Origin of the sequence: Rhodococcus sp. USK13, from assembly GCF_018343855.1 — a bacterium.
In the GTDB taxonomy this organism is placed as follows: Bacteria; Actinomycetota; Actinomycetes; order Mycobacteriales; family Mycobacteriaceae; genus Rhodococcus_F; species Rhodococcus_F oxybenzonivorans.
Map to the genome: position 1 here is coordinate 1,851,065 of NZ_CP069242.1, position 22,173 is coordinate 1,873,237.

Consider the following 22,173-nt stretch of genomic DNA (forward strand, 5'->3'; position numbering starts at 1 on the left):
GCTTTCGGGAACCTAGTCCTTCGCTTTCGCCAAATCGGACGGCCACCAGATCTTCTTGCCGATGTCGTGCGAGAGGGCGGGAACGAGGATGCTGCGCACGATGATCGTGTCGAGGAGCACGCCGAAGGCCACCGCGAAACCGACCTCGGCGAGGAACACCAGAGGTAGCACACCCAGCACCGCGAACGTTGCTGCGAGGACGACACCGGCCGAGGTGATCACACCACCGGTGACCGCCAGTCCGCGCAACACGCCCGACCGTGTGCCGTGCTCCTGGGTTTCCTCGCGCACACGGGTCATCAGGAAGATGTTGTAGTCGATGCCCAGTGCCACGAGGAACACGAACGCGAACAGCGGGAACGCCGGATCGGCGTTGGCGAAGTGGAAGACGTGTGTGAAGAAGAATCCGCACACGCCCAGAGTCGCCGCGAAGGACAACACCACCGTGGCGATGAGGATGACCGGTGCCAGCAGTGCGCGCAGGAGCACGGCCAGCACCAGGAAGATGACGACGAGCACGATGGGGATGATCAGGTTCCGGTCGTGCACGGACGCCGTCTGCACGTCGAGGGTGGTTGCGGTGCCTCCACCGACCAAGCCGTCGGCGCCGGGAACGGCGTGCACCGTCTCACGTAGTCGCTCCACGGTCGCTAGGGCTTCCGGGGAATCGTACGAGTCGGCGAGAGTCGCGTTGACCACCATGCGACCGTCGATCGGCGCCGCGGTGAGGAAGTCGGGCGGGCAGCCCGTCTGTCCTGCTGCGGCCGACGCCACCGCCTCGGGGTTCGCCTTGACCAATGCGGACAGCTTCTCCACGTCGACTTGTGGACACACGGCGCCGGGCTCCTTCGATACCCCGTCGACAGCACTGACCGCGTCGATGACTGCCTGCGTCTGTGCGGCGTTGGTCAGGATGACGGCCGGAGCGCCGGCGCCCGGATCGAACTTGGAGTCGTAGAGTTCCTGTCCGACGACGGCGTCCGGGCGGTTGGTGAAGCTCTCCGAGGACGTCAGCCCCTCCGTCTTCAAACTGCCGATGCCCACCAGGAACAGTGCGGCCAACAGCACTGTCGTACCGATCCAGAACGGCCGGTCCTTGCTGCCGACCTGGGCGGCGATCTTGCCCCACAGACCGTGCGTGGTGAGATCCGCTGCCTCGTCCACCCGAGGCTTGCGTGGCCAGAACACCCACCGACCTGCGGTGGCCAGAGCCACCGGCAGGAAGCTCATCATCACCAGATACGTGCAGACGATGCCGATGGCAGCCACGGGACCGAGGCTCTTGTTGGAATTGAGCTCCGAGAATGTGAGGCACAGCAGGCCCAGGATGACGGTGACCGCGGACGCCGTGATGGCGGGAGCCGACTCCCGCCAGGCCTTGGCCATCGCGTCGAAGCGGCTGGGATAGAAATGGAGCTCCTCCCGATACCGAGAGATCAAGAGCAGGGCATAGTCGGTGCCCGCACCGATCACCAGGACGAAGAGAATGCCCTGGCTCTGACCGGTGAGCGTGAGCACCTCCGCCTTCGCGAGGAAGTAGATCACCATCGACGCCATGCCCAGGGCGAGTAGCGCCGAGAAGAGCGGGAAGAACCACAGCACCGGGGACCGATACACCACCAGCAAGATCAGGACGACGACGAGCAGGGCGGCACCGAGTAGGGCGCCGTCGAGCCCGGCGAACGCGTCGATGAAGGCCACGAGGAGACCACCGGGTCCCGCGGGGAGCACCTCGAGCCCGCCGGCCGCGTTCTCGGCTGCGGTGAGCACCTCCTGTTCCGTGGTGGCGAGCACGTCACCGGCGACGGCAGTGCCGTTCTCCTTTGCGACGAGGGGAACGAAAATCGACGCGGTGGTGCCGTCCTCGGAGTACTGGGGTTGTGACATCCCCTCCGCATCGACGCCCTCGACGGTGGCGATGTCCTCGCGGGCCTGCGCGATGGCAGCCTTGTCCTGATCGGTGAGTGCCGAGTCGCGATGAAACAGTACGAAGCCGGGAATCGTCTCCACTGTGAGGAACTTCGACGACTCGTTGGTGACGACGGTCGACTCTGCGGTACTCGACAGGTAGGCGGCGTTGTCGTTCTTCTGGACCTCGGCCAGCTTTCCCTGGAACGACCCACCGAATCCCCCCGCGAAGAAGGCGATGATCGCGATGGCCACGATGGTGAACGCGGGCCAGCGGAATTTGCGCGGCGCCTCACCGCTTGTGCTCGCGCCCGTCGAATCCAACTTGGTCATGGGTTCTCCTTCGCCGCCCCCACCAGCAATGGGTCCCAGTACACCACGCGTAGCCCGTCGGCGACACCGGAAATTGGTGTGGTCAGGGCTCGATAGAACTCTCGCCGTAGCAGTCCCGCACCGCCACGTCCATGGGAAACCGCACCCGGGTGTCACCGAAGAGAAGGCGGGTGGCCACCTCGACGGCTCCGAGAACGTGCCGGGTAGCCGTCTCCGGGTTCCGGGTGTGCACCATCACCTCGTCGTGCTGGAAGAAGACGAGTTCGCTGTCGGAATCGTCGGCGAGCCGGCGTCGCAGATCGGCCAGCACACAGAGCGCCCATTCGGCGGCGGTGGCCTGCACGACGAAATTGCGCGTGAACCGCCCACGCGAACGGGCGTCACCGTGTGACCAGAAATCGGGTGCCGGCGGTGGGCAGGCCCGGCCGAGCCACGAATGCACCACCTCACCCCGTTCGCCTGCCCGGGCAGCCTTCTCCACGTACTCGACTGCGACAGGGAAACGTGTGCGCAGCAGGGTGAGTAGCGAACGGGCCTCACCGGCCGTGGCACCGTACAGAACACCGAGGATCGCCACCTTGGCCTTGGCGCGGTCACCGTCGAACGTCTCTGCGGCTACCGGGGCATACAGGTCGTCCGCGCCCGCCGCAGCCACCATGCGCGGGTCACCCGACATGGCCGCCAGAATGCGGGGCTCCAGCTGACCGGCGTCGGCGATGACGAAGGTGTGACCCGGGTCGGCGATCACGCTCGACCGGAGCGGCTTCGGAATCTGCAGCGCCCCGCCACCACGACTCGCCCAGCGGCCGGACACCACACCACCAGGCACGTAGACCGGCCGGAAGCGGTCGTCGCGGACCCAGCTGTCGAGCCACTGCCAGCCGTTGGTGCTGAACAACTTCGACAGGTCGCGGTGATGCAGGAGGAGGGGCACGGCGGGATGGTCGATCTCGCGCAGCAGGTGCTTGCGCGTCGACACCAGTTCGATGCCTTCGCGGCGGAAGGCGTCGATTACCTCCACATGGGACGCCGGGTTGATGCTGCGGCCGAACGCCGCGCCGATCTCTGCGGACACTGTCTGGATGCGCTGGGGAAGGTCGTACCCCTCGGGGCGTGGTCCCAGCGCGGCTTCGAGGAACGCCTCGTGGGCGGGAGCCGAGAAGGGTAATCCGTCGAAGCCCATCTCCGCGGCGGCGAGCGCGCCCGCCGACTCCGCCGCCACCAGAAGATCCAGCCGGGAATCGCTGCCGATCGTTTTCCGTTGTGCAGCGAAATCGGCGACTACCTGTTCAGGATCGGCGACCGGTGTGGTGTCGAACAGGCCGAGACGATCGTCGGTCAGCGGTTCCTCGGCGGGCGGCGCCGGAACCCCGTCGCGCATGCTCAGGATCGCGTGGGTGAGGGCGAGGTCGTGACAACGCCCCACCCGTATTCCGGCCCGTAGCAACGACGGGTAGACGGCCGCGGTGCCGACCCAGATCCAGCGGGGATGATCGGCGGCTTCGATGTCGGCCACCGCAGTCGCGGCGTCGGAGTGATGTCGTGGCGACTCGAGCGGAACCCCGGCCGGATCGGTGCGGATCGTCGTCGCACCACCGTCGGCGTCCGGAACCATCACCACTCTCACGGGCCCAGTCTGCTCCCCACCTCCGACAGGCCGGGACGCCCCCGTCGGCAGCGAGGAAACCCGCAGGTAGGGCAGTACACTGAGGCAAGATGCTTCTCGCCGGAAGGAGGCGCATCCGATGGCAACCATCGAGGAGTTCGAGCGGTCGGTAACCGACAAGGTGATCGCCGGACTTCACTCCACATTCGCCGACTACAAGGCTCGGGGAGTCAGAGTGTCCGAACTCGGCGATCCCGATCAGTTCGTCGAAAGGATCCTGGCGGCCGCGCCGGCCCTGCATCCCTGGTACGAACAGTTCGGAACGTATTGGTCGAGTTCGTCCGCCTGATCATGATCCGGCCACGTCCACCGTTTCGGGTGCGTTCGGTGCCTTGTGGCGGCGATGCAGTCCCTTACGGTCGTAGAAACGGGTGACGACGGCCCCGAAGATCAGGCCGATGAGCAGACCTCCGGCAGTCATCCACACTGCATGGATGAGTCCTGCGTCGCCCTTCGCACCGAAGAACAGGATGGCGCGCACCCCGATGTAGATCTGGTGCATCGGCTCGAATTCGCCGAGCCAGGTGTACAAGCGTGGTGCAGCCTCGAGCGGGATGGTTCCTCCCGAGGAGGGCAGCGCGAGGACGACGAAGATCATCAGATTGATGAGTAGCCCGAGATTGCCGAACGCGGCCATCACCGACATTGCCGTGATACCCACAGCGGCGATGGCGAAAGCGCCGTACTCCCACAGGGCCAGCGGGTCCGTGATCGGCAGTCCCAGGGCCGAGCTGATCCACAAGTACAGCCCGGAAACGATTCCCGCGAGCAGTGTCATGAGGGCCCACTTGACCAGCAAGGTATTGAAACGCGAAATCGGCACCGCCTCGTTGTGCAGGTACAGCGGCCCGACCTCCGTGGGGGTGAATCCCAGCATGCCGTCGACGAGAGTGCTCGCGATGGTGGCGCCGGTGAATCCTGCGAGGACGAGGAGCAGGGCGTAGTAGAACGCCGCCAGACCGTATCCGGTGCCTTCGGGCAGCGGGTTGTGGGCGACGGTCCGGACGTCGATGGGGTCGGTGAGGACGAGCCGGCTGGCGCCCGACAGCTGGGCATCGGGTGCGGTGGCAGCGAGTTGCTGCGTCACCTGGGCGGTGAGTTGCTCGCCCATCGTCTGATTGGCTTTGTCCATCGCCATCTGACCGATGTTCGACACCAGATTGGCGCTGATCGTTCCTGCACGCGGATTGGTGTAGATGGTGATGACGGGCCGCTCCACGTCACCGGGAATCACACTCGCCTGAGCCAGGATGAACGTGCGTTTCGTGAAGTCGCTCGGAATGACGATGGCACCGTAGAGGTCACCGTTGTCGAGTTTCGACTGCGCCTCGGCGATTCCGATTCGCCGGAGTTCCACCTTCTCGGGGTCGACACCCTCGATCAGCCCCGCCTCGATCTGGTCGCCGAGGTTCTGCTGCTCGGGCGGAGTCGAGCCGGGCAGCGTGTCACCCTCGTCCTGGTTGACCAGCGCGATCGGGAAATGGTCGAGGTTCTTGGTGGGGTCGAGCATGCCGCCCATGTACAGCGCGGCCAACAGCGACATGACGATCGACACCAGCAGCAGTGGGGCGATCCAGAAGCGTGGTGTCCGAAGCACGCTCGTCTTGCCGGACCCGCTCGTCTCGTGTGCCATTGCCCCTCGCGTCCTCCCGTGTCGACACCGGTCGACCCGCACACCCGACCAGCCGGGTCAAGCCTAGGCGGTCGTCCGGGAAATGCCGGGCCGACTCGAGGACTCGGCCGGATCCCGGTCGTTGTCGGCGGCCGCCTTGTACGCCGATTCGGACATGCCGCGGTGCCAGTACCCGATGAGCAGCACCTGAGACCGATCGAGCCCGACCTCGGTGCGCAGGTATCGGCGGAGTTCGCGGACCGTCGCGGATTCGGCACCCACCCACGCGAACATCGCGGACCGGTCGGCGGGCAGGACAGCGGCACGGACGGTGTCGGCGAGGCGACTGGCACCGCCGCGGCGGTACAGCCATTCCACCTCGACTCCGGCCGGATGACGTAGATCCTGGCGCTCGTGCTCGTCGGCGACGTCGATCAGCACCCGCCCCGACGCATCGGCGGGCAGCTCCTCGAGGATGGCCGCGATGGCGGGAAGTGCCGACTCGTCGCCCGCCAGCAGGTACCACTGCGCGGGACGGATCGATTTACCGCCGCCGCCGAGCACACCCAGTCGATCACCGGGCGCGGCGCTCCGGAGCCATTGCGCCGCGACACCGTCGTCGCCGTGGTCGACGAAATGCACGTCCAGCTCGGCGTTCTCCTGGCTGAGCCGCCGCACCGTGTACGTGCGTACCAGTTGCCGTCCCTCGGGCTCCGGCCACTGGTAGCGGCCGTCCACGTCGGGATCGGGAAGCAGTAGTCCGTGCACGGGATGCGGAAAGCACAACTTGATGTTGGGTACACACGATCCCGCGGCGTAGTCGAGTACCTCCGTCCCGGCGAACCGGACGCAGGTCATCCGTGGGGTGACCGGTCGAATGTCGGCGACCCGCAGAACAAGTGGGAGGCGGGGCGCACTCATCGGGCCGCAGTGACGTCGAACCAGGCGTCGAGGGTCGGCTCGCCGACGAGGTCCACGAGATCGACGGAGGCCCCGGCCGTCCGCCACCGCTCCACCAGCGCCATGACGCGCACCGAGTCCATGCCCTCGTCGAGGAGGTTCGCCGAATCGTCCAGTTCGGTCACCGGAACGCCGAGCACGTCGGCGACGTCCTCGCGAATTCGGTTCCGGCTGAGTGCGGTCTTCGGGGCAGAGCTCACGGGTTTCCCTCCGGTTCGTCGCTCGGAACTCGACTCGTTGAGCGTCTTCGGCGACATGGGGTAGGTTGCTGGGTTAGTGAAGCCTAAGCATAGTTCGTCGCGTCCGCGAGCGGGAATGGCGAACTGCTGCGACCGAGTGTGAATGGATGACGATGGCTGGATTCTCGAGGTACGCAATCGACTTGACACCGCTACGGACGAGTCGCGAATTCCGGTACATCTTCGTTGCCCGTACCATTTCGATCTTCGGCCTCGGACTGCTGCTCGTGGCGGTGCCGCTGCAGGTGTACGACATGACCGGTTCCACACTCTCGGTCGGCGCGGCCAGCATCGTCGTGGGGTCGTCGGTGTTCATCGGAACGTTGTTCGGTGGAGTGATCGCGGACAGGTACGACCGACGACCCGTGATTGCCCTCGCGCGAGCCAGCGCGGGTATCGCCTTCGCGATCCTGGCGGTCAACGCGTTTCTGCCGACGCCGCAGCTGTGGGTGATCTACCTGTGTGGCGTGATCGAGGGACTGGCAGGCGGAATCTCGTCGACGGCTTTGATGGCCGTGATCCCATCGCTGCTGCCGAAGGACAAGATGGCGGCCGCTGGGGCACTGATGACGGTCATGGCCGACCTCGGCACCGTCGCGTCGCCGGCGATCGGTGGCGTGATCATCGCGACCACGTCGGTGGGCACCAATTACGTGCTCGCCGCTGTCTCGTCGGCGATCACGGCCTACTGCATCGCCCGGTTGCCTTCGCTGCCACCACCTGTCAAGAACACCGAGGGTCCCCTGCGTTCGATCGCCAGCGGGTTCACATACGCCGCCAAGGATTCCGTGGTGGGCGGCACGCTGCTCGTGGGCTTCTGCGCGATGATGCTGACGGGTTGGAACGTTCTGCTACCCGCCTATGCGAGCGAGGTGCTCCACACCGGCCCCGCCGCAACCGGATTCCTCTACAGCGCCCCCGCCGTGGGCGCTCTCACCGGATCGCTCACCAGCGGCTGGACCGGGACGGCCCGTCGAGGCGGGCTCGTGGTGTTCTCGGCCGCGATGATCGCAGCGGGAGGCCTGGTTGGGGTGGGCGCCGTGCCGATGTTCGCCGTCACGTTCCTCGGCCTGGCAGCACACGGATTCGGGCGGGTAGTCGGCGACATTCTTCGATACGCCGTGATCCAGACCGAGACGCCGGAGGAATACCGGGGCCGCGTCGCCGGTGTGTGGGGTGCGCAGATCTCCACCGGTTCGGCAGCGGGAGCACTCGTCGCCGGTGCCGTCGGTGCCGCAGTCGGGCCGCGGGAAGCGTTCCTGCTCTACGGCGCCGGTGGCATCGTCGTGCTCGCCGTCCTGGCGCTCGTCCTGAAGGGGCTGCGCACCTACAGCAGTGCCGCCGCCGAAGACCTCTCGGCGGCGGCACAGTGACGCTGGGCAGAAATTAGCTGGTCGAGACGTTGTTTGCGGCCTGCGAGAGCTGCGGAACCAGCTTCTCGAGCAGCCACGGCATGCTCAGGACATTCGGGGAGCTCGACGCGAACACCAGCGGCGGGTCGGTCAGGCCGATGTAGGAGTTGGTGCGCACCGACTTCAGACCGGCGAACAGCGGGTTCGACTGCACCTCGTTCTTCAGCTCCGGCGACAGATACCACGCGAGCAGAACATCCGGGTCGTACGTGGGCAGCAGTTCGAGGCTGACCGGAGCCGCGAACTTGGTCTGATCGCTCTTCTCCCGAAGCTGCTGCGCGAGCGGGTCGACGGTGAACCCGAGGCTCGCGAGCATCTTCAGCCGCGGATCGGTGTCGAAATAGAAGTTGTACGAGCCCGGCTCGGTGCCGCTACCGAACGCCACGGTCTTGCCGGCGAACTCGGGATGCTGCGACTTCTGCTCGGCCAGCGTCTCCTGCGTCTTCGTGACCAGTTCCTCGGCCTGCGCGGACCGTCCGAGAGCCTTTCCGACGGTGGTGATCTGGTCTTCCCAGCTGGTCGCCCAGCGCCGTTCCGGATATGCCACCGTGGGTGCGATGGCCGACAGCTTGTCGAACTGCTCCTGGTTCAGTCCCGAGTGCACGGCGAGGATGACATCGGGATCGAGCGATGCAATCTGCTCGTACGGCATCTCCTTGCTCGACGCCGTCAGCAGGGTGGGCTCGGCGTTCGGGTCGAGTTCCTCGAGGCGTGCGCGCGACCACGGCAGGAGGCCGTCATCGGTTCCGGTATCGGACTTCATGTTCTGGACGGCGACGGGAACGACGCCGAGCGAGAGTGCGGCATCTTCGCTGCCCCAGCCGAGCGTGATCACACGCTCGGGGGATTCCGTGATCTCGGCGGTGCCCAGTGCCGACGAAATCGACACCGGGAAGGCCGACGCATCGGCCTGTCCGGTGGCGGATGCCGCCGAGTCGGTCGAGTCGGATGTCGACTCGCTGCAGGCACCGGCGAGCAGAGCGGTTGCCGCGAGCATCACGATCCCGGCTCTGCGCCAATATCTTCCGGACGTTGTCATCGATCTCCCTGTTCTCTTACTTGATGGGTCTGTGGGGTGTGTGAGCCGAACGCGGCCAGTGCCTCGTTCACCACCGTGCCGACCTCCCCGATCCAGCGGGGTTGGGTCATGTCCTTGTGCTCACAGTCGAGGTCGTGATTGACGATCGTGCCGTTCACGAAGGGCTCCCAGAGTCGGTGCGTGGCCGCAGTGGCGGGATTGCGTGCCGCCGTGAAGAAGAGCAGGTCGGAATTGACGACGATCTGCGAGGGCTCGGACTCGAGGCGCACGGCGTTGGCGAAGTTGTCGATCATCGCAGCGGGGGTGTGCTCGTTGATGCCGGCGAGTGCGCTGCCCTCGCCGCGGAGGATGTCGATCACCTGCTGCCTCGTCAGTCCCTCCGCGAGCAGCGGTTCCGGGTCGTACCCGACCATGTACAGCAGTGCGGCCAGCGCGTCCTGCTCGGTCGGCATGGACGCCCAGGCGTCGGACGGGAAGGAGTCGAGCATCACCAGCATGCCCAGCTCGTCACCCTGCTCCTGAAGCGCGCCCGCGATAGCGTGTGCCACCACGCCACCGAGCGACCAACCGAGGAGGTGGTACGGCCCGGTCGGTTGCACCGCGCGCATGTGCTCGAGGTACTCGGCGGCCATGTCCTGAAGGGTCTCGGGTGGGCGGGATGAGGTCGACAGGTTCGACGCCTGCACCCCGTACAGCGGGTAGTCGGAGTCGATGTGCCGCAGCAGTCCCGAATACCCCCAGCTGATCCCGCCTGCCGGGTGGAAGCAGAACACGGGCGGCCGCGAGCCCTCGGTGCGGAACGGCAGCAGGACGGCGAGCGCGTCGGCGTCGGAATCGTCGTCGAGGCGGCCCGCGAGTTGCGCGACGGTCGGCGCGGCGAACAATGACGCCACCGTCGCGGTCACGGACAGCCGTTTCGAGATCTCACTCATCAGCCCCGCGGCCATCAGCGAGTGGCCACCGAGGTCGAAGAAGCTGTCGTCGATACCGACTCGCTCGAGACCGAGCGCCTCGGCGAACAACTGGCACAGCACTTCCTCGCGTGCCGTGCGGGGACCGCGTTCGGACACCTGCAACGACAGGTGCGGGACGGGCAGCGACGACTGGTCGAGCTTGCCGTTAGGGAGGGTCGGAAACCTCTCGACCGCAATGAATGCCGCGGGAATCATGTAGTCGGGCAGGCGGCTGGCGGCACGGCGGTGCAGTTGGTCGGGGTCGATGCGGCCGCCGGGAACCGACGTGGCATACGCGACCAGACGTTGATCACCGGGCCGGTCCTCACGCACCACGACCACGACGTGCTCGACGTCCGGGTCGCCGGCGAGCACGGACTCGATCTCGTTGAGTTCGATGCGGAACCCCCGCACCTTGACCTGCGTGTCGGCGCGGCCGGTGAAGTAGATCTGCCCGTCCCGACCCCACCACACCACGTCCGATGTCCGGTACATGCGGGTGCCGGGGTCTCCGAACGGGTCGGCGACGAATCGTTCGGCGGTTCTGGTGCTCTGGTGACGATAGCCCTGGGTGACACTGGCTCCGGCAAGATACAGCTCACCGGATACCCCGGGTGGCACCGGCCGCAAGCCGGAATCCAATACGTACGCATGCTTACCCGGATCGATGACGCCGATCGGCACCGGGCCCTCGTGTCCCGGCCGCACCAGGGCCAGCGTGGCATTGACCGTGCATTCGGTGGGACCGTAGGCGTTGAACAACCGCCGACCGGGCGCATACCGCTCGATCAGCTGGGCAGGGAGTTTCTCGGCACCGAGCATCAGGTCGACTCCGTCGGGGATCGAATGCTCGGGCGGGAACGCGGCCGCGAAAGATGGGGGGACACCCACGAAGTTCACGCGGTGGTCGCGGATGACGCGCGCGAGCGGTTCACCCGGGACCCGGTCTGCGTCCGTGGCGACCACCAGGGTTCCGCCCGACAGCAGACCCCACATGATCTGCCAGAACGCGAGATCGAAACTGATCGAGGAGAAGTGCAGTGCCCGGGTAGTGGAGTCCATCCCGATCACGTCCGACTGCAACGACAACAGGTCCGCGATACCGCGATGCGGAACCACGACGCCCTTCGGCACACCCGTCGAACCGGACGTATAGATCAGATACGCCGCGTCATCGAGTCGCAGTGGCCGGATGCGATCACGGTCCGTGACAGGTACGGCGGGGTGCGCGGACAGAAGCGTCCGAACCTCGGGGTCGTCCAGGTCGATCAGCGGAACGCCGGTGCCCAGCGCGCTGCGATCCGGTACCCCGACGGACGAGGTGACGACGGCGACCGGGGAGCCGTCGGCGAGCATGTGCGCGATCCGGTCCGCCGGATACGTGGGGTCGATCGGTAGGTAGGCGGCACCGCTCTTCAACACGGCGAGAACGGCGACGATCAACTCGGCTGATCGATCGAGCGCGAGGGCGACCACGTCTCCCGGTCCGGCGCCCCTCGCAATGAGAAGGCGTGCAAGCATATTCGCGCGCGCGTCGAGCTCGCCGTACGAAAGGGACGTCGCCGGCCTGACACCGCGTCCCACGGCGAGAGCCTCGGCGTCCGGCGTGCGGGCCACCTGCGCGGAGAAGTACTCGTCGAACGCGCGGGCCTCGATGCTGTGGCCCCGGTGCGACCACGTACCGAGCACCTGCGCACGCTCGACGTCGGTGAGGATGTCGAGTCTGGCAATGGATTCGCCATGACGGGCAACGAGTCGCTCGATCACCACGGCGAGGCGATCGGCCAGCGAATCGACGGTCGTATCGTCGAACAGTTCGGTGGAGTACTCGATGGTCACGTCGACCCCACCCTGACCGGCGTGTTCCTGGAAGCGAAGTGCCAGGTCGAATTTCGCGGACGTGGCGTCGAGCATCCGCACCGACGATTCCGTGCCGTCGAACCGCTGCGGTGAACCGTCGTCCTTCCAGTGCGACAGCATCACCTGGAAGAGCGGATGGCGGGCGCTGGACCGCGGCGGGTTGACCAGTTCGACGATGCGGTTGAAGGGGACGTCGGAGTGGTCGACCGCCTCGAGGTCGACCCTCCGCACGCGGTCGAGCAGCTCGTCGAATGTGGGAGCCCCCGACACATCGGTGCGAAGGACGACGGTGTTGACGAAGCAGCCCACCATGCCGTCGAGGTCGGGGTGGCTGCGGCCGGCGACGGGGACGCCCAGGGCGATGTCTTCACCGGCACCGAGTCGCTCCAGCAGCACCGCGACGGCGGCGTGGACGATCATGAAGAAACTGGCGCGCCGTTCCGTCGCGAGCGCTTCGATCGCGGCATGCAGCGAGGGCGGCAAGGTGCGGTGCACGCTGGCACCGCGATGGGTCGGCAACGCTGGGCGCGGACGGTCCGTGCGCCAACCGAGCTCCAGTGGCAGCCCTGCCAGTTGCTTCTCCCAGTAGTCGAGCCGGCCGCCGGAGGCACGTTCTCGCTGCCAGACCGCGACATCCGGATACTGCAGGGGGAGAGGTTCGAACACCGGCGGGCGGCCGGCGCGGCGGGCGTTGTAGGCGAAGGCCAGGTCGCCGAGCAGTTTCGACTGCGACCACTCGTCCCCGATGATGTGATGGATCAACAGGACGAGGGTGTGCTGCGGTTCGTACAGGACGGCACGCAGCGGTGGTTGCTCGGCCAGTCCGAGGCCCACCGTGGTGATTGCCGAGATGTGGGCTTCGATGTTGCCGATGTTGCCGATGTTGCCGATGCGTTCGAGGCGGACCTGCGACTGCTCGGCGGGCAGCACAACCTGCTGCGGAACGGAGTCGACGAGGGGAAAGACCGTACGCAGCGACTGATGCCTCGTGACGACGTCCGCGAGTGCAAGGGTGAGAGCGTCGGAGTCCGGCGCGACGTCGAAGTCCACTGCCAGGCCGAGAAGATACGTTCCGCCGCCCGCGGCGCTGTCGAGGAACCAGAGCCGTTCCTGGGCAGGAGACAACGGCACAGCCGTGCCCTCGGTGATGTTCCGGGACCGGGGGCCGGAGGCGGTGCCCGTTCTCCCGGTCTCGTCGACGCGCGCGGCCACTGCAGCCACGGTGGGATTGTCGAATATCGTCGCGACACGCAGCGCGACACCGAGTTCCGCACCGATCGACGACACCAGCGCGGCCGCCAGCAGGGAGTTGCCGCCCAGCGTGAAGAAGTCGTCGTGAATGCCGATCTGCTCGGCCCCGAGCACAGCGGTGAACAGGGGAAGGATGCGGTGTTCGGTGTCCGTGTGGGGACCGTCGGCGGATGCCCCACGCCAGCGCGGGACGGGCAGTGCTGCCTTGTCGACCTTGCCGTGGGACGTGAGCGGCAACCGATCGAGAAGCATCAACGTGGACGGTGTCATGTACCCGGGGAGCGTGCGTATCAGGTGCCCCCGCACCGCGTCCTCGATGTCGTCCGGATCGGTCCCGGGTTCGGGCACGACATACCCGACGATCCTGTCGTCCCCGGACTTCGGTGCATAGACGGTGGCGACGGCGGCACGTACCCCGGACACCGCGGTCATCGCGGCCGTGATCTCGCCGAGTTCGACGCGGTACCCACGCAATTGGACCTGGTCGTCGATCCGGCCACGGTAGTCGAGAGAGCCGGTGGCGTCGTAGCGCGCGAGATCGCCTGTGCGGTACATCCGTTCCCCACCCGGCACGAACGGGTCGGCGACGAACCTGTTCGCGGTCAACCCGCGACGGCCGAGATACCCCGGCGACACACCGGGCCCGGACACATAGATTTCTCCGGTGATGCCCGGCGGTACCGGACGCAGCCCCGGTCCGAGGACGTAGGTGCGCAGATCACGGAGGGGAACCCCGATGTCGAGGGAATCTGGAGTGGTGACCCGAGCTGCCGTGACATGCACTGTGGTCTCGGTGATGCCGTACATGTTTATCAGTTCGGTGTCACCAGGCGAACCCGCGGCGAACCAGGAACGCAGTACGGCGGGATCGAGTGCCTCCCCGCCGAAGACGACGTAGCGCAGGCGAAGTCGCTCCCGCGCACCCTCGGCGTCCAGTGCATCGACCAGATGGCCGAAGGCCGACGGTGTCTGGTTCAGCACGGTGACACCCTCGTCGACCAGCAGCGCCGCGAGGTCCGCGGGCGAGGTGACGACATCCTCCGGGACGGTGACGAGACGCCCGCCGTAGAGCAGGGCTCCCCACATCTCCCACACGGAGAAGTCGAAGGCATACGAGTGCAGCAGTGGCCAGCAGTCGTCGGCGGTGAAGGTGAACCACTCACGGGAGGCCGCGAACAGGCGCATCACGTTGCGGTGCGGGATGGGAACTCCCTTGGGCACACCGGTGGAGCCGGACGTGTAGATGATGTACGCGATGTCGCCGGCGCGAACCCTGCTGTCCGGGTAGGTCGAAGGTTCGGTCTCGGTGACGTGGTGGTCGATACGGAGGAGGTGGCCCAGCAGTTCGGTGGAGCCGATGGCCAGAGTCGGTTCGGCGTCTTCGAGGATGAAGCGGACGCGTTCTGCCGGTGACGAGGGATCGATGGGCAGGTAGGTCGCACCGCACCGCAGGACAGCGAGGATCGCGACGATCAGTTCGGTGCCCCTCGGCAGGCTGACGGCCACCACGGTGCCGCGGCCGGCGCCTGCGTCCTGAAGTCGACGCGCGAGAATCCCACTGCGGCAGGCGAGTTCCCGGTAAGTCAGCTCGTTCACCGCCCGACGATCCGCGTGACGGCCGGCCTGCGCAAGGAACGTCGAGACGATCGTTTCGGCATCGGCATCGGCATCGGCATCGGCATCGGCCTGCTGCGTCCGGTGCAGTCCGGCCGACGACTGCCACAGCGCCCACTCGTCGTCGGCGCAGAGGTCTACGGTGGCTACCGGCCCGGGCGCGGACGAGAGTCGCTCGAGGTACTGCGCGAACCGGTGCAGGTGGACCCGCATCTCGTCTGCGCTGTACACCAGCGGATTTCCGGCCCATTCGAGGGTGAGGTGGTCACCTGCGCCGGTCACCGAGATCACCACGTCGTCCACCGGCCCGGTGGCCACCTGATGGATCACACCGCGCGACGGGCCGAAACGTAGTGTCGCGTCGAAGGGTTTGACGTTGACCACCGGCCCGCCGACTGCACTCCGATGGGTGTTCCGGACCCGCTGGAACGGGCGCGCTTTCGTCAGCTCGGCCGTCGTCCTGGCGATCACGTCGCCGAAGGTAGGGCGCCCGCCGAGTGAGACGCGGAGCGGCACGACGTTCGTCGCGGTGACCGGCGACGCGAGTTCCACGCCTGTGCGTGCGAGCACCGGGACCCGGAGAGTCACCTCGTCGGCGCCGGTGTGGGCGGCGAGGTAGCCGGCGGCCGCAGCGTAGACCGCGTCCGCCCACGTGGCGCCGTGCGCAGAGGCGGAGTCGCGCAAGCCGGTCGACACGTCCGGCCCGAGTGTGAGTGCGACGCGGTGCGGATCCGCAGTCGGGCGGCGGGTGGTGTCGGTGAAGGTGACGGAAGTGCTTGCTCGCGGCTGCGGTTCGGGTAGCGCGGAGTCGAGTTGCCGGGCCTGCTCGACGTGATCCCGCAGTGTGGGAAATCGGGCCGGCCGTGGATCGGTGCCCTGGTGGAAAGCGGTGTAGAGGGCCGCGACCCGTCGCGTGAGAAGCGAATAGCCGTACGCGTCGAGAAGGACGTGTGGGGCCCGCAGATACCAGAGAGCACCGGTGTCCACGCGGATGACGGCAGTGCGCAACAGCGGACGGGCCGAGAGGAGGTCGAGCGGTCGGCGGACATCCGCCCGCATCCACTCGAGTGCGGCGTCCCGGCTCAGCTCCAAGGTTTCGACCTCGGGACTGTGATCGTGCAGCTGCAGTACGTCGACGGGTTCGGCATCCGGCTCGGCGTCGAACCGAACCGACAGCACCTCGGCTTCGTCGATCACCGTGCGTACGGCCCTCGTCAGCGCCCCGATGTCCACGGTTCCGTCGATGTCGACGTACTCGGCTGTGGTGTAGGCCGATCCGGTCTCGTCGAGCTGATGCCCGGCCCACAACTCACATTGAGCAGCGGTCAGGCACAGTGCTGTACTGCCCTCCGCAGTTTCCGCGGCGGACGGCGACGATATCGAGAGGGACATCTGACGGTGCTCCTGGTAGTTGTCGGCGTGGTATTTCCGGATTGCGACCTCTGCGGTGGTCAGCCGACTTCGAGGGGGGCGAGCGCGGATACCAGGGCGTCGGTGGTGAGCACCGAGCCGCATCGCTTGGACGCGTACGTCAATGCCATCAGATGCTCTTCGCGACTGAAATCCGCGGTCGCGTCGGAAACGAGGAAGGGTTGGACGTCCGACATGAAAGCCTCGGCCGCACTGAGCATGCACCCCATGTGCGTGTAGACGCCGGTGACGATCAGCTGATCACGACCGTGGTGGCCCAGCAACTGCCGGAGGTCGGTGCGCTGAAATGCCGAATACCGCCACTTCGTCACCTGGATGTCGCCGGCGCGTGGTGCCAGCGGTTCGATCACCTCGGTGTCGCGGCCCGACGAAAGTCCGGGGCCCCAGAAATCGGCGAGAATGCCACGTCGTGAGGGGTGCTGGTCGCCCGGTTGCATCGTGTAGACGACGGGAATCCCTGCAAGCGAGCAGGCTTCGCGGATCCGGATCATGTTGGCGAGCGCGGTCGACATCGGCTCCGCGTGCACGTCGTAGGCGTCGATGAAGTAGTTCTGCATGTCGTGGATGAGCAGTGCGGACCGTCGAGGGTCGAGACGCCAGGAGGCTTTCGATTCGGGTACTTCGGAAACATCCGGAATCGGGTACGTCGCAATCGGCGGGATGGCCATGTATTCCCTCACTGTCGGTCGAGCCTTGGAAGAACCCCTCGGACATTCGGTTAGGCTAACCTTTGCTCGATCGCTTGTGCAATCGGTACGTCCTGCGCTGGGGAAGACCGGAGGAGGCGTCGCACAGTAAGGTGACACACCGGTGGGGGCCGGTCACGGGCCTCACGTGCCGGAGCCGCCGAGCCAGGAGAGACCGTTGACCAAGCTGCTGTTGTTGCTGCTGATCGTTGTCGTGATCGTCGGCATCGTGCTGATTCTGCGGAGCCGGACAGGCAAGAAGTCTGCGCCCCCAGCCCGCGTCGATCCGCTCGCCGACTACCCTGAGGTGTACGACCCGTACAAGATCGGTGTCGGCGACATCATCACGTACGCTGGCATCGACCACGTGGTGCGCGGCACGATCACCCTCGACGAAGAGGGATACATCTGGCACGAACACCTTCTCGACGGCTCGACCGGGCAACGGTGGCTGACCGTCGAGAACGACGAGGGCAACCTCGAGATGACGCTGTGGATGCGGCGTGAAGGCACCGGACTCGAGCCGAACGGTGACGTCATCCTCGACGACCGGGTGCACCGGCAGATCGAGCGGGGTACTGCCTCGTTCACCGCGGAAGGCACTACCGGGACGGCGCCCAGCGGCATCGTCGACTACGCGGACTACGAGACCGCCGACAAGACCGGACTGCTGTCGTTCGAGCGCTGGGCCCGGACGCAGTCGTGGGAGGTATCCACAGGCCGCGCCGTCACCCGCAGTGAGCTCACCGTCATCCATTCGGGTCCACCGCAATGACGTTGCACATCCTGGACGTCGAGTCACGGGATGTGACGGCCCGCGCACTCGGTCTCGTCGTGAACGCCGAAATACCGGTTCCGCTGGCACAACTCACCGTCGTGAACGGCGACGACTCCGTCGTCCTCGGTGTGCTCGGTGCGTCACACGCGGTCAGAGCCTCTCTCGGCGGGCACCACATCACCGAGCAGGTGTCGTGTGATGCGGTGCGGGCCGGTGGACAGCCGCTGCCCGTGTCCGAGACGGCGAGTGGATACCACTTCACTTCCGACACCCGGACGGTCGACCGCGTCCACCTCGAAGAGACCGCCGACTGGTTGCGCCGTCAGGCCACCGAGGCAGACGGGTGGATCTGCGGATCGTTCCCCGGCGACCCCACCGCGTTGACGGCCCTGACCGCACAGTCCGGGCACGCGGGCGGGTGGGCCTGGCAGACCTGGCACCTGTATCCGGGCGAGAAGGACGGGGTAATCGTGGAGACGCGAAGCAGGTGGCAGCCATGACACGCAACGCCAGGCGGGCGCTGATCGCCCCGCTCCTACTCGTGATGCTGGTGCTCACCGCCTGCGGCGGCAACATCCGCGACTTCATCGGAGACACGTACGCGCTCCAGAACACCTCCGGCGACGCCAGGACGTACACGTCCAAGGACCCCATCGGAACCACGGTGTCGAAAATTGTCAGCGAAGAAGCCCCGGCCGCCCGCAAAGCCGACGGTGGCAGCGAGTACCTGCGCTACGACGACGACATCGTCACCGTCAGCGGGGCTCCGGGCGGCGGCAGCCTCATCCGCGTCGAAGACATCGACGGCCGATACCGAAGCGGTGGATTCGCCTACCTGGGGCCGGGATTCAACCCCGGCTCACCGGCCGGCGGCGCGGGCGGCAGTGGCGGATCCGGCGATGCCAAATGACCATCGACTTACAACTCGGGAGTAGTGCGTGAACATCACCTATACGGCCGCAGCCACCGAAATCGGCACCGTCGACGCCGGGCTCCTCGTAGTCGGCATGCTCGGAACTCTGGCGTACTTCGTGGTCGGGATCGCCGTCCTCGGGGTCGGCTTCCTGGTTCTCGACCTGGCCACGCCCGGCAACCTCCGGCACCAGGTGTACATCGACAAGAACCCGAATGCGGCCATCCTGCTCGCGTCCAACCACCTTGCTCTCGCCGTCATCGTCGTCTCGGCCATCCTCACGAGCGACGACGGGTTCGCCCAGGGTCTCGCCGATTCCGCGGTCTACGGTCTGTTCGGGGTGCTCCTGCAGGTGATCGCGCTGCGTCTCATGAACCGTCTACTGCCGGGGCAGCTCGTTGAACTGGTCGGCAACCCGAAGATGTGTGGCGCCGCGTGGGCGGTCGGAACGTCGCTCTTCGCCATCGGGCTCGTCAACGCCGCCGCGCTCACCTGAACCGATGACCACGGTGGCGGCACAGTCCGAAGCGAAGCGGGCGCTCGACGGACGTTCCCGCGTCCTCCTGCTCGCGGCGGTCGCCGCCTGCGCAGCCTGCGGTTTGATCTACGAACTGGCATTGCTCACCCTCTCGATCAGCCTCACCGGCGGCGGCATCACCCAGACCTCCCTGATCGTTGCCGGATTCGTGGCGGCCCTGGGTGTGGGCGCTCTCGCGGCCAAACCACTGCTCTCCCACGCCGCCGTGTCGTTCGTCGCCGTGGAGATCGTGCTGGGCCTCGCCGGGGGATTCAGCGCAGTCACGCTGTATGTGACGTTCACGTTCTTCGGTTCCAGCGCAGTGGTTCTCGTCCTCGCCACAGCGCTCATCGGTGTCCTGGTGGGCGCCGAAGTGCCGCTGCTGATGACTCTGCTGCAGTCGGGGCGGAGCGACAACGACGCCGAAACGACGGGCAAGGTGCTGGCCGACCTGAACGCCGCCGACTACGCGGGCGCACTCGTCGGTGGGTTGCTGTGGCCGTTCGTCCTACTTCCGATCGCCGGCATGATCCGCGGCGCCGCCATCACCGGGATCATCAATCTCGTGGCGGCTGCGGTCGTGGCGCTGATCCTGTTGAGGTTGCAGCTGAGCGTGCGCACCCGACTGCTCGCGGTGGTCGCGCTGCTCGTGGCGGCCGCAAGTATCGCGGTGTTGCTGGTGCGCGCCGACAATATCGAAACCACATCACGGCAACGGCTGTACACCGACCCGGTGGTGGCTGCCGAACGGTCGCAGTACCAGGAAATCGTCATCACCGAACGCGGCGGCGACGTGCGACTGTTCCTCGACGGCGACCTCCAATTCTCGAGCGCCGACGAGCACCGCTACACCGAATCCCTTGTCTACCCGGCGATGGCCCGCAACCCGGAGAGGGTGCTGATCCTAGGCGGGGGTGACGGTCTCGCCGCCCGCGAAGTATTGCGGCTGAACGGTGTGCGAGAGATCGTGCAAGTAGAACTCGACCCCGCCGTAATCGAACTCGCCACCACCCGCCTCGCCGACCTCAACAAGGGTGCACTGCAGGATCCCCGCGTGCACGTCGTGATCGACGACGCCTTCCGGTGGCTGCGGGATCCACCCGTCACCGGCTTCGACGCCGTCATCGTCGATCTTCCGGATCCCGACACCCCGGCACTCGGACGCCTGTACTCCACCGAGTTCTACGGGCTCGCGGCCCGAGCGCTCGAACCCGGCGGCCTGATGGTCGTGCAAGCGGGGAGCCCCTATTCGACACCGGACGCGTTCTGGCGGACCACCTCCACGGTCGCGTCGGCGGGCCTGAGTGTCACGCCGTACCACGTACTGGTGCCCAGCTTCGGCGACTGGGGGTTCGTCCTCGCCTCCCCGGAGTCCGAGGCGCCGTCGCTACGCCTCCCGTCGGACGCGCCCGAACTGCGATTCCTGGACGGCCCCACTCTCGCGGCGTCCGCGGTCTTTTCCCGCGACCGACCCCCGCGCGAACTCGAGCCCTCCACGCTTGACAGGCCGCGCATCGTCGACGACATGCGTAGGGGCTACCAGCGCTGAGGCGGCGGCTCCGCCGCCTGTGAGTACTTCTTAACCACCGAGTGTTTGTGCTGTCTACGTTGATGTGAGACACGGGTGTCTACGTAGATGCGAGACAGATTTTAGACGGGTTGAAGTTGTCCTTGGTAGCGCTTGGTGTGGTCGAGGTGTAGGTGTCCGATCAGGTTGCCGTCGGCGGTGTAGGCGGTGACGTGGTCGTCGTCGCGCAGCAGGGTGATGGTCTGCCCGGCTCTGCGCCGGCCGACGCTCAGGCGGGTGTGGGAGTCGACGCACACGGTGCCGGCGGAGGAGACGATCAGGGCGTGCACGGTGGCGTCGTGTTGGATCGGAAGTGCTTGTGGCCCACCGAGGAGCGGCGCGTTCTGCCAGGCCTGCCGCGGCGGCATCTTGACCGCACTGTGCGGGCGGTCGGTGTTGTAGAACCGCTGGTAGGTGTCGCAGAGCTGCTGCAGTTCGATCAGAGTGGTCGGTTGGGTGGGGTGTGTGGCCAACCATTGCTTGAAGGTGCGGTGGTGGCGTTCGACCTTCCCGCAGGTCTGCGGGTGGTACGGGGTGGAGTGGATCAGCCGGGCCCCGGCCCGCTCCACGACCCGGGTGAAGCCCGAGGTGCCGCCCCTGGTGCGGCGGGAGGTGAACGCGCTGCCGTTGTCGGCGAGCACCAGTGCCGGGACGCCGAAGTCGGTGAACGCGGCGGTGATCGCCGCGATCGCCCCGGCGGCGGTCTCGGCGTCCGCGACCCGGGTGGCGACCAGGGTGCGGGTGCAGTCGTCGAGGACCTCGAAGACGGTGGCCTTGGCCCCGGTCGCCAACCGGAGTTCGGTGGCGTCGATCTGATAGCAGTCGCGGGGTTTGCGGTAGCAGAACCGGCGGTAGGACGATTTCGGGCGTTTCTTCGGCTCGGGGATCACCAGGTGGTAGCGGGAGAGGATCTTGTTGATCGTGGCCCGGGACGGGATGGTCCAGCCCTGCTCGGACCAGTGTTGCTTCTCGGCGACCGCGTTCAGGTGGTAGGCGATGGTGTCGGCGCCGCGCTCGTGATGGGGCAGGTTCAGGCGAAGCCGCACGATCTCGGCCTCCACCTCCCACGCGGTGGCGTGCGGGCAGGAAGAGGGCCGGCGGGACCGGGCGGTCCACCGGCCGTCCTCCTCGATCCGTTTCTTGTGCCGGTAGGCGGTGGCGCGGGAGATCCCGTGGTCGGCGCACCAGCGGGCGAAGTTCCCGTCGAACATGTCGGCGCCGGTGGTCTGGGAGACCACCAGCAAGGCGTGTAGCAGTTCCATGACGGCTTCCGTTCCGGTCATGAACCAAGTCCACGACCAGTCAGGTGCCTCACACCTCAATCGACAGCAGCGTGTCTCACATCTGGGTGGACATCATCTGTCTCACATGTCCCCAGACTCAACAAACCACCGAGTGTTAATAAGTACTCACGGGCGCAGTTAGTTAATAGAT

Annotated in this window: 16 protein-coding genes; 7 read left to right on the forward strand and 9 right to left on the reverse strand. The window is 66.6% G+C overall.

The window, feature by feature from the left end:
* Nucleotides 1–12: 12 nt before the first annotated feature.
* Nucleotides 13–2,241 (reverse strand): MMPL family transporter, encoded by a 2,229-nt coding sequence (locus tag JQT59_RS11415; RefSeq protein ID WP_213576237.1) that lies wholly within the window; start codon nt 2,239–2,241, stop codon nt 13–15.
* A gap of 82 nt (nt 2,242–2,323) precedes the next feature.
* A complete protein-coding gene (locus JQT59_RS11420) occupies nt 2,324–3,868 on the reverse strand; it encodes a bifunctional 3'-5' exonuclease/DNA polymerase (protein ID WP_249354344.1) in 1,545 nt (514 codons plus the stop codon).
* Between the two features lie 118 nt (nt 3,869–3,986).
* Here JQT59_RS11420 and JQT59_RS11425 point away from each other — a divergent pair, with 118 nt between their 5' ends.
* The gene (locus JQT59_RS11425) at nt 3,987–4,196 is read left to right on the forward strand and encodes a hypothetical protein (protein ID WP_159923704.1); all 210 of its coding nucleotides are present in this window, start codon (nt 3,987–3,989) and stop codon (nt 4,194–4,196) included.
* Here JQT59_RS11425 and JQT59_RS11430 read toward each other — a convergent pair whose 3' ends face one another.
* The 3 genes from JQT59_RS11430 to JQT59_RS11440 form a co-directional block, all read right to left on the reverse strand.
* Nucleotides 4,197–5,540 carry a YhgE/Pip domain-containing protein gene (locus tag JQT59_RS11430; protein ID WP_213576238.1) on the reverse strand — a complete coding sequence of 448 codons (1,344 nt, stop codon included), beginning with the start codon at nt 5,538–5,540 and terminating at the stop codon, nt 4,197–4,199.
* Nucleotides 5,541–5,603: 63 nt separating this feature from the next.
* Nucleotides 5,604–6,440 (reverse strand): siderophore-interacting protein, encoded by an 837-nt coding sequence (locus JQT59_RS11435; RefSeq protein WP_213576239.1) that lies wholly within the window; start codon nt 6,438–6,440, stop codon nt 5,604–5,606.
* On the reverse strand, nt 6,437–6,679 hold the full coding sequence (locus tag JQT59_RS11440; RefSeq protein WP_109333732.1) for a phosphopantetheine-binding protein: 243 nt from the start codon (nt 6,677–6,679) through the stop codon (nt 6,437–6,439). Before JQT59_RS11440 ends, JQT59_RS11435 begins: the two co-directional genes overlap by 4 nt.
* 152 nt (nt 6,680–6,831) lie before the next feature.
* Between JQT59_RS11440 and entS the strand changes: the two genes are divergently transcribed.
* Nucleotides 6,832–8,091: an enterobactin transporter EntS gene (entS, locus tag JQT59_RS11445; protein WP_213577639.1), complete on the forward strand. Its 1,260-nt coding sequence runs from the start codon at nt 6,832–6,834 to the stop codon at nt 8,089–8,091.
* A gap of 13 nt (nt 8,092–8,104) precedes the next feature.
* Here the strand turns inward: entS and JQT59_RS11450 are convergent, their stop codons facing one another.
* Genes JQT59_RS11450 through JQT59_RS11460 form a run of 3 tightly spaced genes read right to left on the reverse strand, consistent with a single transcriptional unit; the run spans nt 8,105 to nt 16,946 of the window.
* Nucleotides 8,105–9,169 carry an iron-siderophore ABC transporter substrate-binding protein gene (locus tag JQT59_RS11450; protein ID WP_213576240.1) on the reverse strand — a complete coding sequence of 355 codons (1,065 nt, stop codon included), beginning with the start codon at nt 9,167–9,169 and terminating at the stop codon, nt 8,105–8,107.
* Nucleotides 9,166–16,239 carry a non-ribosomal peptide synthetase gene (locus JQT59_RS11455; protein WP_213576241.1) on the reverse strand — a complete coding sequence of 2,358 codons (7,074 nt, stop codon included), beginning with the start codon at nt 16,237–16,239 and terminating at the stop codon, nt 9,166–9,168. Before JQT59_RS11455 ends, JQT59_RS11450 begins: the two co-directional genes overlap by 4 nt.
* A 59-nt stretch (nt 16,240–16,298) precedes the next feature.
* The gene (locus JQT59_RS11460) at nt 16,299–16,946 is read right to left on the reverse strand and encodes an isochorismatase family protein (protein WP_213576242.1); all 648 of its coding nucleotides are present in this window, start codon (nt 16,944–16,946) and stop codon (nt 16,299–16,301) included.
* 196 nt (nt 16,947–17,142) lie between these two features.
* Between JQT59_RS11460 and JQT59_RS11465 the strand changes: the two genes are divergently transcribed.
* Genes JQT59_RS11465 through JQT59_RS11485 form a run of 5 tightly spaced genes read left to right on the forward strand, consistent with a single transcriptional unit; the run spans nt 17,143 to nt 20,721 of the window.
* On the forward strand, nt 17,143–17,739 hold the full coding sequence (locus JQT59_RS11465; protein WP_109333725.1) for a DUF4178 domain-containing protein: 597 nt from the start codon (nt 17,143–17,145) through the stop codon (nt 17,737–17,739).
* Nucleotides 17,736–18,242 (forward strand): DUF2617 family protein, encoded by a 507-nt coding sequence (locus JQT59_RS11470; RefSeq protein WP_213576243.1) that lies wholly within the window; start codon nt 17,736–17,738, stop codon nt 18,240–18,242. Before JQT59_RS11465 ends, JQT59_RS11470 begins: the two co-directional genes overlap by 4 nt.
* Complete coding sequence (locus JQT59_RS11475) at nt 18,239–18,652, forward strand: DUF4247 domain-containing protein (RefSeq protein WP_201453403.1); 414 nt, start codon at nt 18,239–18,241, stop codon at nt 18,650–18,652. The genes JQT59_RS11470 and JQT59_RS11475 overlap by 4 nt, the downstream gene beginning before the upstream one ends.
* A 28-nt stretch (nt 18,653–18,680) precedes the next feature.
* Nucleotides 18,681–19,151 carry a DUF350 domain-containing protein gene (locus JQT59_RS11480; protein WP_213576244.1) on the forward strand — a complete coding sequence of 157 codons (471 nt, stop codon included), beginning with the start codon at nt 18,681–18,683 and terminating at the stop codon, nt 19,149–19,151.
* A 4-nt stretch (nt 19,152–19,155) separates the two neighbouring features.
* Nucleotides 19,156–20,721, forward strand: coding sequence for a polyamine aminopropyltransferase (locus JQT59_RS11485; protein WP_213576245.1), 1,566 nt, complete (start codon nt 19,156–19,158; stop codon nt 20,719–20,721).
* A 101-nt stretch (nt 20,722–20,822) separates the two neighbouring features.
* Here the strand turns inward: JQT59_RS11485 and JQT59_RS11490 are convergent, their stop codons facing one another.
* Complete coding sequence (locus JQT59_RS11490) at nt 20,823–22,022, reverse strand: DDE-type integrase/transposase/recombinase (RefSeq protein WP_249354345.1); 1,200 nt, start codon at nt 22,020–22,022, stop codon at nt 20,823–20,825.
* Between the last annotated feature and the right edge of the window lie 151 nt (nt 22,023–22,173).

Bases quoted from the DNA above. Each gene is read 5' to 3' on its own strand.
- entS (WP_213577639.1), top strand. From the start codon at position 6,832: ATGGCTGGATTCTCGAGGTACGCAATCGACTTGACACCGCTACGGACG.
- JQT59_RS11425 (WP_159923704.1), top strand. From the start codon at position 3,987: ATGGCAACCATCGAGGAGTTCGAGCGGTCGGTAACCGACAAGGTGATC.
- JQT59_RS11475 (WP_201453403.1), top strand. From the start codon at position 18,239: ATGACACGCAACGCCAGGCGGGCGCTGATCGCCCCGCTCCTACTCGTG.
- JQT59_RS11435 (WP_213576239.1), bottom strand. From the start codon at position 6,440: ATGAGTGCGCCCCGCCTCCCACTTGTTCTGCGGGTCGCCGACATTCGA.
- JQT59_RS11455 (WP_213576241.1), bottom strand. From the start codon at position 16,239: ATGTCCCTCTCGATATCGTCGCCGTCCGCCGCGGAAACTGCGGAGGGC.
- JQT59_RS11490 (WP_249354345.1), bottom strand. From the start codon at position 22,022: ATGACCGGAACGGAAGCCGTCATGGAACTGCTACACGCCTTGCTGGTG.
- JQT59_RS11460 (WP_213576242.1), bottom strand. From the start codon at position 16,946: ATGGCCATCCCGCCGATTGCGACGTACCCGATTCCGGATGTTTCCGAA.
- JQT59_RS11470 (WP_213576243.1), top strand. From the start codon at position 17,736: ATGACGTTGCACATCCTGGACGTCGAGTCACGGGATGTGACGGCCCGC.
- JQT59_RS11485 (WP_213576245.1), top strand. From the start codon at position 19,156: ATGACCACGGTGGCGGCACAGTCCGAAGCGAAGCGGGCGCTCGACGGA.
- JQT59_RS11430 (WP_213576238.1), bottom strand. From the start codon at position 5,540: ATGGCACACGAGACGAGCGGGTCCGGCAAGACGAGCGTGCTTCGGACA.
- JQT59_RS11415 (WP_213576237.1), bottom strand. From the start codon at position 2,241: ATGACCAAGTTGGATTCGACGGGCGCGAGCACAAGCGGTGAGGCGCCG.
- JQT59_RS11450 (WP_213576240.1), bottom strand. From the start codon at position 9,169: ATGACAACGTCCGGAAGATATTGGCGCAGAGCCGGGATCGTGATGCTC.